Here is a 2,888-nt window from a genome sequence, read left to right as displayed (position 1 = left end):
GTGGACGTATACACGTTGGCGGAGCAGGTAACCGCCGGTTTGGAAGGAATGGAGATCCCCTTGCGCGTTGCCGTCATGGGCTGCGTTGTCAACGGACCGGGCGAGGCCCGTGAAGCGGACCTCGGTGTGGCCTCCGGAAACGGCAAGGGCCAGATTTTCGTGAAGGGCGAAGTCATCAAGACTGTGCCTGAGAGCGAAATTGTTGAGACACTGATCGAAGAGGCCATGCGCATCGCCGAAGAGATGGGGGAGGCCGATGGCGAAGATGCTGTCAAGGGTAGCCCCGTGGTTAGCGTCTCGTAACGAGAACGGCTTGGGGGTCAGGGTGCTCGGCAAAGCCGACACCCTGGCTCTTCGCGCGCTGGCAAGTGAAGACGTCGTGGCCAATGTGTTTATCCTGGCCCACTTGGACAGCACGGGAACGGCCGCGCCCACCAGTGGTGGCGCCAGTATTTTTGGAGTGTTCCACGACCAAACGCTCCTGGGCGCCTGTTGGGCCGGAGCCAATCTGGTTCCGGTGCAACTGGATCCCGCATTGGCGGGTTACGCAGCAACGGCGGCCCATCAAACAGGACGCCGGTTTGCTTCCATCTTTGGGCCCGCAGAGACAGTGCTGGCCCTCTATGCACGCTTCGAACAGTTGGGCCACACCGCCCATGAGATCCGGTCCCGCCAGCCACTCCTGACCATTTCCGGAGAACCGTCCATAGGTGCCAACCCTGCCCTGACCTTTGGCACCATGGAGGACTTCGACCTCATCCTGCCGGCCTGCGCGGCCATGTTCGAGGAAGAAGTGGGCTATTCTCCTTTCCTTGGTGGCCAGGAGTTCTACAGCAGGCGGGTTGCCGGCCTCATCAGGCAAGGGCACTCACTGGTGCACATTGATCCTCACGGCACAGTGGTCTTCAAGGCCGAGCTCGGTGCCGTCACAGCCGAAGTCACGCAGGTCCAGGGCGTGTGGATGAATCCGGAACTCCGTGGCCAGGGCCAGAGCGCCGGCTACATGGCCGCCGTCGTCAATCTGTCAAAGACTTTTGCCCCGGTGACCAGCCTGTATGTCAACGACTACAACGCCAAAGCCCGTGCCACCTATGAGCGGGTGGGCTTCCAGCAAGCCGGGACCTTCGCCACGGTCCTTTTTTAGGCTCTTTACCGGGAACTTGTAGTCTGGTCCCGGTTGGTGCACGCCAGCCATCACTCGAACTTCCTTTGGGGGGACACATGAAGAAGAATGCGCTGCGCGGTCTGGCCGCGTCAGGACTGTTGGTTATGGGCCTTACCGCTTGTGGCGGTGGCGCCGCCACTACGGATGCTTCCTCGGCTCCGGCGAGTGAGGCATCCTCGCCCGCACCTGCCCAGGCCAAGCAGTACACCACCCAGCAACTCACGGACCTGGTAAAGCAGATCAAGGCCGCGGATGGTACGGAACTGATGGTTTCCTCCATTGACAATCTCGCCGGTCAGCAGGATCCCCTCAAGCAGCTCCTGGGCTCCATGAACATTGAGCCTGCCGAGTGCAAGAACCTGGCCATGGCCGGCGCTTCGCAGCCGATCGAGGGAGCCACCGGCGCCAGCGGTGCAAAAATTGACACCGCTTCCGGTGTCATTACCAGCGTGACCCTGGCCTCCGGCGTTTCCAAGGACGTGTTGGAGAAGAACGTCAAGAGCAACGAAGACCAGATCACCACCTGCTCCACCATGACCATGTCCATGTCCGGTACCACCATGACCATGAAGACTGAGAAGTTCGACGGCATCGGTTCAGTACCCGGCACCCTGGGCATCAAGACCACCATGACGCTCCCGGACGGCCAGACCCAGTCCACGCTGATGGCCGCAGCCATCAAGGACGGCGTCCTCATCTCCGCCACAGCCTCCGGAAAGAGCGCTGACAACTCCGGCGCCGCAGCTGCCGGGGCACTCATGGACCAGGCCGCCGCGCTGATCAAGTGATGCCAACCATGTAACACCAAGCAGGTAGCAGCACGGGCACTTTGAGGCTCAGAACGGCCCGTGCTGCTGCCTATTGGGAAGAATCCAAAGCCCCGGAGAGGTAGCGCTGCAGGGTGGGCGTCACTAGCCGCACCACGTCCTCGGGATCGGCGGAGGCCAAGGGTTCGAGCCGGATCACGTAACGGACCAGCATGAGCCCCACAACCTGCGTGGCAACCAGATTGCCCCGTAGCCGTAATTCCCCGGCCGGTCCCGGCATGCCTGCAATGATTCGGGAAATGATGGTCCGGTTCACCATCTCGCGCAGCAAAGCTGTCTTCGCCGTGGACCCGATGGTTCCGCGAACGAACGCCACCAAACCATGCTGCGCCGGGCTTTCCCACAGTCGGAGCACTGCCCTGGCAATAGCTTCCGCCCTCGCGGCCGGGTCCATGGCTTCAATGCCTGAAAGAACCTCGGCAGGGTCAACGGGCAACTCCACGCAGGCAGCGAAGAGTTCATCTTTACCGCCGAAGAAGTGGTGAACCATGGCAGGGTCCACAGACGCTTCGCGGGCCACTTGCCGGAGGCTGGTTCCCTCGAATCCCTGATCGGCGAACAACTTCCGAGCCGCAGCAAGGATGCCCTCCCTCGAGTGGTTCGCGGCGTTGCGGCGGCCACGCCGCAACTGTGGCAGGCTCACTTGGTCCGCCGGCGCAGGGTCAACGAGGCCAGGACAAGGACGCCCACCACGATCCCGCCCATCACTGTTGCGTCCTGCCACAGCGCAGCCGTTGCTTCGGTATTCCCGGCGATTTCCGTCAGCGCCTCCACGGAGAACGTCAGCGGCAGAATCCCGGAAACGCTGTCCAGGACCTCGTTCATGTCCTCCCGGGATACGAACAAGCCGCACAACAGAATCTGTGGGACTACCACCACGGGCATGAACTGCACCG

Annotated in this window: 5 protein-coding genes; 3 read left to right on the top strand and 2 right to left on the bottom strand. The window is 62.0% G+C overall.

Annotated elements, in window-relative coordinates; all coding sequences use genetic code 11:
* The 3 genes from HP499_RS22955 to HP499_RS22945 all read left to right on the top strand — a co-directional run.
* A partial coding sequence (locus HP499_RS22955; RefSeq protein WP_172326372.1) for a flavodoxin-dependent (E)-4-hydroxy-3-methylbut-2-enyl-diphosphate synthase occupies positions 1-303 on the top strand: 303 nt, incomplete at its 5' end.
* Positions 266-1,144: a GNAT family N-acetyltransferase gene (locus tag HP499_RS22950; RefSeq protein WP_172326373.1), complete on the top strand. Its 879-nt coding sequence runs from the start codon at positions 266-268 to the stop codon at positions 1,142-1,144. The genes HP499_RS22955 and HP499_RS22950, both read left to right, overlap by 38 nt.
* A gap of 77 nt (positions 1,145-1,221) precedes the next feature.
* A complete protein-coding gene (locus HP499_RS22945) occupies positions 1,222-1,953 on the top strand; it encodes a hypothetical protein (RefSeq protein WP_172326371.1) in 732 nt (243 codons plus the stop codon).
* Between the two features lie 70 nt (positions 1,954-2,023).
* Here the strand turns inward: HP499_RS22945 and HP499_RS22940 are convergent, their stop codons facing one another.
* Positions 2,024-2,635, bottom strand: coding sequence for a TetR family transcriptional regulator (locus HP499_RS22940; protein ID WP_172326370.1), 612 nt, complete (start codon positions 2,633-2,635; stop codon positions 2,024-2,026).
* A partial coding sequence (locus HP499_RS22935; RefSeq protein WP_172326369.1) for an ABC transporter permease occupies positions 2,632-2,888 on the bottom strand: 257 nt, incomplete at its 5' end. The genes HP499_RS22935 and HP499_RS22940, both read right to left, overlap by 4 nt.

The organism is Paenarthrobacter sp. CM16 (genome assembly GCF_013179505.1).
Lineage (GTDB): Bacteria > Actinomycetota > Actinomycetes > Actinomycetales > Micrococcaceae > Arthrobacter.
Note: the sequence above shows the minus strand (reverse complement) of the source record. Positions and strands in the feature narration are given on the sequence as shown.